General features: G+C 67.4%; 5 protein-coding genes and 1 pseudogene. 5 read left to right on the top strand and 1 reads right to left on the bottom strand.

Annotated features, from left to right (window positions below):
• The first annotated feature begins 214 nt into the window (after nucleotides 1-214).
• The 5 genes from MJ797_RS25880 (at nucleotide 215) to MJ797_RS25860 (ending at nucleotide 4,217) form a co-directional block, all read left to right on the top strand.
• Nucleotides 215-796: a DUF4158 domain-containing protein gene (locus MJ797_RS25880; protein ID WP_239342236.1), complete on the top strand. Its 582-nt coding sequence runs from the start codon at nucleotides 215-217 to the stop codon at nucleotides 794-796.
• A 349-nt stretch (nucleotides 797-1,145) separates the two neighbouring features.
• Nucleotides 1,146-1,436: a hypothetical protein gene (locus MJ797_RS25875; protein ID WP_239342235.1), complete on the top strand. Its 291-nt coding sequence runs from the start codon at nucleotides 1,146-1,148 to the stop codon at nucleotides 1,434-1,436.
• Complete coding sequence (locus MJ797_RS25870) at nucleotides 1,433-2,794, top strand: PrsW family intramembrane metalloprotease (RefSeq protein ID WP_239342234.1); 1,362 nt, start codon at nucleotides 1,433-1,435, stop codon at nucleotides 2,792-2,794. Before MJ797_RS25875 ends, MJ797_RS25870 begins: the two co-directional genes overlap by 4 nt.
• On the top strand, nucleotides 2,794-3,669 hold the full coding sequence (locus MJ797_RS25865) for a hypothetical protein (RefSeq protein ID WP_239342233.1): 876 nt from the start codon (nucleotides 2,794-2,796) through the stop codon (nucleotides 3,667-3,669). Before MJ797_RS25870 ends, MJ797_RS25865 begins: the two co-directional genes overlap by 1 nt.
• 8 nt (nucleotides 3,670-3,677) lie before the next feature.
• Nucleotides 3,678-4,217, top strand: coding sequence for a hypothetical protein (locus tag MJ797_RS25860; RefSeq protein WP_239342232.1), 540 nt, complete (start codon nucleotides 3,678-3,680; stop codon nucleotides 4,215-4,217).
• Nucleotides 4,218-4,317: 100 nt separating this feature from the next.
• Here MJ797_RS25860 and MJ797_RS25855 read toward each other — a convergent pair.
• Nucleotides 4,318-4,542 (bottom strand): annotated as a pseudogene (locus MJ797_RS25855) (ISKra4 family transposase); the annotation flags it as partial.
• Nucleotides 4,543-4,982: the final 440 nt, after the last annotated feature.

Here is a 4,982-nt window from a genome sequence, read left to right as displayed (position 1 = left end):
CGCCGGGCTCGCGGCCTGACCTGCACACCCCGAACTTGACCCATCCTTCGCGGCTTCGCCCGCCCAAGCCCTCTAGCCGAGGCCGGGTCTGGGGACTATCCGGCCGAGAATTAGCGGTAAGCGCTGAGCCGCAGGTCAGGCCGGGTGCGCGGGCGGGATCCGCCGTGGGGGTGCTGCCGAGCGGCGGACGAGCAGGTGCCTACAGTAGTGGCCCGTGTCACACGAGTACCTGTCCAGCGAGCAGGTGAGCCGGTACGGCAGGTTCGTGGCGGATCCCACCCCCGAAGAGCTGGAGCGGTTCTTCTACCTCGACGCCGACACACTCGCGCTGGCCCAGTCGAAACGGCGCCTGCATAACCGGCTGGGTTGGGCCGTTCAATTAGGAACAATTCGGATGTTAGGTATGTTCCTTACAGATTCGGACCCGATGGGCGTGCCAGAGGTCGTAATCCGGTACATGGCCGAGCAGCTGGGCATCGCCGACTGGTCGTGCGCCAAGCTCTACCCGGAGCGGCAGCAGACCAAGTACGAGCACGCCTGGGAGATCCGCGACCTGCTGGGCTACCGGGACTTCGGCCAGGCCGAGCAGGAGGTGGCCGCCTACATCGCCTCCCGCGTGCAGAAAACCCGCGACAGCCGGCGCGACCTGTTCGACCGAGCGGTGGTCTGGCTGGTCGACAAACGGGTCCTGCTCCCCGGGATCACCACTTGTTACCGACACCCCTGGTCAGGGGTGCCCCTTCGGCTGGTAGGACCCGGATCCGCCGCTGAACTGCGGCTCCGCGGGTGCTCGTGATCGAGCAAATCGCAACCGAGAACTGAGCTCAGGCTGCTGCCGATCGGCAAGGTCTGGCACCCAACGGTGTCCATTGTGGATCATGGCCCCTCAACGCGGTCGGTGGGCAAAGCAGGGCGGCGTAACCCGGGCTGGTATTAATGAGAAATTGCTGGTCTGGACTGCCCCGACAGTCTCCAGGCCCCCGACCAGGGCAAACGTGCCAGAAGGTATAGACCAATTTGTCCAGTCGAGGCATTTCTCATTAATATCCGCTAGAATGTCGGCGGCCGATGTTGGCGCCCTATGTGGAGGCCAGGTGGAGTCTGTCCGTGCGCCGGTGCCCACGGGCGCCGTGGTGAGAAATGCCGTGAGGACCAACGTCCCGTTCCTCCTGGTCCTGGCGGCTGGTGTGCTCGGCGTCGCACTCGCCATCCTCGGGCTGGCATCCAGTTGTGGCGTCGCGGCCCCCACGGTGCAGTTACCTGGGGTACCCGGACTACCGACCGGGCCGGGCGGAATGCCACAGTTGCCCACCAGCCTTCCCACGGACTTCCCCACGGACCTTCCGACCGGGTTCCCGTTCCCCCTTCCCACGGACTTCCCCACGGACCTTCCGACCGGGTTCCCGTTCCCCCTACCCACGCGACTGGGCAGATGATGATCGATCGTGCGACCCGCCCGCTGCTTGCCATCGGCGGGCTGTTCTCCGGGCTCTACGCCATACAACTGCTCATTGACATCGCGCGCCCGCACCGCCGGCCTGAGGAGCCGCTCGTCAGCCTGCTCGGCACCATGTGGCCGACCGCGCCGAAGGTGGCATTCTGGCTCGCGATCGTCGGTTGGCTGGTGGCTGCCGGAATCGCAATCTGGTCGCGGATGCGCGGTGGCACGCCTGTGCTCCGGCTTATGATCGCCGCGGCCCTGCTGCTGCCATTCACCGTGTACCCCGTGTGGACGCTCTTCGGACATCCCGCAGCGCTGATCGCATGCCTCCCCACTACCGGACTCGCGCTGCTCGCCGTGTACCGCCTACAGCGCCTGCGGCGGGTACCACTGTGGCTGTTTCTCACGGTCTTCGGGTGGGGTGCGTTGATCGCGACTGGCTTCGGCGGCTCGATGAACATCTGGACCATGCAGTACGGCGCCGCATATTTCGGCGGTGGCATGGACCTGCTGCGCACCATGCACAACGTCTACACCATGGTGTTCGTCAGCGCCGGCCTCTTCGAGGAACTCGGCAAGGGTACCGGCGTCCTACTGGTGTACCTGCTGTTCCGCCGGTACTTCGACGGCGTGGTTTCCGGCGTGGTGCTCGGTGCCGCGGTCGGCCTCGGCTTCAACCTGACCGAGAGCGTCGAATACATCACCGCGTTCAATGGCGTCAGCGCCGAGTTCCAGTTCTGGATTCGTCAGTCGGTCGGCGTGATGGCCGCACACACCGCGTTTTCCGCGGTACTCGGGGCGGCGTTCGGGGTTGCTCGGCAGTTGGACGACGTGCGGCTGCGCCGTATCGCGATCGGCTGCGGCTATGTCGGTTCGGCCTGCGCGCACTTTGCGAGCAACGCGTTGCTGCGCTGGTGGGGCCATGCGGAGCCGCACGGCTGGAAAGCGCACCCGTCGTGGGACGTGATGCTGGTGCAGCCGTTGGTTCTGGCCGTGCTTCAGGGGCCGTTCGTAGTGCTCTACATGATGTTGTTGCGGGTGGGCCGGCGCTGTGACGGAACCGCGATCGCGATCGCGCTGCGCGCCGAGGCCGCGAGTGGATTCGGCGCGGTCACCGAGCCGGAAATTCCCGTGCTACTGACCCCGGCGAAGCGTCTGTGGCTGCGGGTCACCATGCTCCGGCGGTATGGCTGGGCCGGGTACACCGCAGTCGGTCAACTGCAGACAGCCCAGTTCGACCTGGCCGCCCGACTCGCGTACGGGCCTGGCGACGGTCCGCCGGAAAGTGCATTGCGGGCCGGGGTCTTCGCCCGCCGGCAGCGACTCGCGACCGTCGTGGAGGTGCCAGCCTGATGAAGGGTACCCCCGTTCTCGGGCGCCTGGCCGCGCTCCTGCTGTGTGTGCTGTGCCTGATCCTGCTGTCCCCCGCGAACGCGCTCGCGTGCGGTATCAGCTACAAGGGGGGTGGCGTCGGCGGTAGTGACTGCCCGACAACCCCGCCGCTTGTCGGCAGCCTGCTGCTGGGCGGTGCCGCCGCGGCGACCACGGTCGGTCTCGCCGTCGCCGCGTTCATACGCGGTGCGCTGTCCACGGCCGACTTCGCCAGTGTGCTGCGCGCACAGCTGCCCGTACTCGCGGCGACCGGCCGGCCCATCCCGGCCGGCGGGCAGTCCATCGCCGACAGGATCGCTGGCGGGGCACAGGTACCCTTCCGGGCGGCCGGGAATCCCAATGCGTACTACTACGACCCGGCCCGCCGGGAGTATCGGCTGCGCCCCCCGCCGCTGGGTACCAATCCGGTCACCGGCTCGACCGTCTTCAACCGAGCTGGTACCCAGGCCCACACCAACTTCGCTGGGCAGGACCGGGCGTCCGGACGGTGGGACCTGGTCGACGAGTTTCTGACCGACGCGAGCGGCAATCGGGTCCGGGTACCCAGGCGGGTCGACCTACGCACCGGACAACCGCAGGGCGCTGGCACTCAGACCGTTCGGCCGGACGGGGTCAGCTTCGGCCGCGACGAAATCCAGGACTACAAGCCGGACGGCCGGCCGTTCTCCAAGTACATCCAGCAGATTATCGGATATATACAGGGGTACCAACAGAGCCAGGGGCGGCTACCTGATCAGATCATCATCAACCGGTACGATCTGGCGACAGGCGCTATCGTCGGGCAGGATGTGTACTCGCCGCGGGATCTCATGCCGTGGCTGCCGGAGGGGGAGTGAGGAGCCCGATGGCCAACCAGCACCGGGCATTCGCCTTGGACTACGGCGGGTTTCAGGGCGAGCTCGCGCCAATCCTGAGGCGGGCCTTAGACACGGGCGACCTCGCGCCGCTCGTCGCATTCATCGACACTCATCGTGATCGATTGCGTGATCCGGACACGGGTACCCCGCTCGACAGTCACTGGCGGGCGGCAGAATCGGCGGCGGACGCGCACCGGCTCGGCGACCTGGCACTGACCGCCTACTACGACCCGGCCGAGGATATCGGGCTCGGTGACGGCTGGGAGGAGGTCGGTATGGACCTGGCCCGTGAGGTTGACCAGGACGTCGACCCGCTCATCGGTGGCGAAGCGTTCGGGCCGCCTGACAACCCGTTCGACCCGGGTAAACTTGGTTCCTACCTGCGTTCCTGGGATTCCGTACGCCAGCAGCGTGAGCGACTGGCCGAGGTAATGGCCGGCCAGCTCTGGTCGGATACCCTCACCGAGTTCGACACGATGCTGCGCACCACCGACGAGCAGCACTGCGGGCTGTACGTCACCTTCTGACGAATGGTCCCGCCGAGCTCGTCGGGCACGAGCCCGTCCGGGCGGTCGCGCTCCAGCAGCGTGGCGTACGCGGTGAGGGGACCGGGACAAAGTGTGGAAGCTACGCAGCGCACATGATCTGATCGGTCTCGTGCGCGGGGCTGGTGGGGTACCAGCGGGCGAAGTCCGCGGCGAGGTCGTCGTTGAGGACGCGGGTGCGGACCTGCAGGAGCAGGTGCGCACCGCGCGGTGACCAGCGCATCTGTTGTTTCTTGACCATCCGCTTGCTGACGACCTGGTTGACCGCGGACTCCGCGATCGCGCTGGAGACCGCCTCCCCGGCTCGGAGGGCGTGGACGACTCCACCCCCCAACGACCCCGACCGTTTGGGCCGGCGTCGGGCTGGCGCTGACACTGCTCGCCGGCGCGGCCGCCGTTGTCGTCGGCCTGGTAGGCGCCGGGGAACTGTTCGCCACGGTGTGGGGCGCCGTGCTGCTCACCTTCGCCGACGGCATCCTGCGCACCGGGGTCCAGGGCCGCCCGGCCGTGCCGCCCGTCGACGGCGAGAACAGCTGACCCCCGCGCTGTCGTGAGGACCAGCCTGACGGCCGGAGTTGGGCTGCCGTTAACGACGCTCACACAGGAGGAAAGGTAGCGCTGAGTGCCGACGAGTAAGCGGAAATCGAATCCGATGCCCGTCAGTTGCGGTGTCGCACGGCGGCCAGTGGTGGCGACGACGTTGCGGGCGACGGCTCGGGCTCCGGGGTCGGACGGTCGCGGTAGGGA

The sequence above is a fragment of the Protofrankia sp. CiP3 genome (assembly GCF_917627345.1).
In the GTDB taxonomy this organism is placed as follows: Bacteria; Actinomycetota; Actinomycetes; order Frankiales; family Frankiaceae; genus Protofrankia.
The sequence above is the reverse complement of the archived record's forward strand: the minus strand, read 5'-3'. Positions and strand labels throughout refer to the sequence as shown.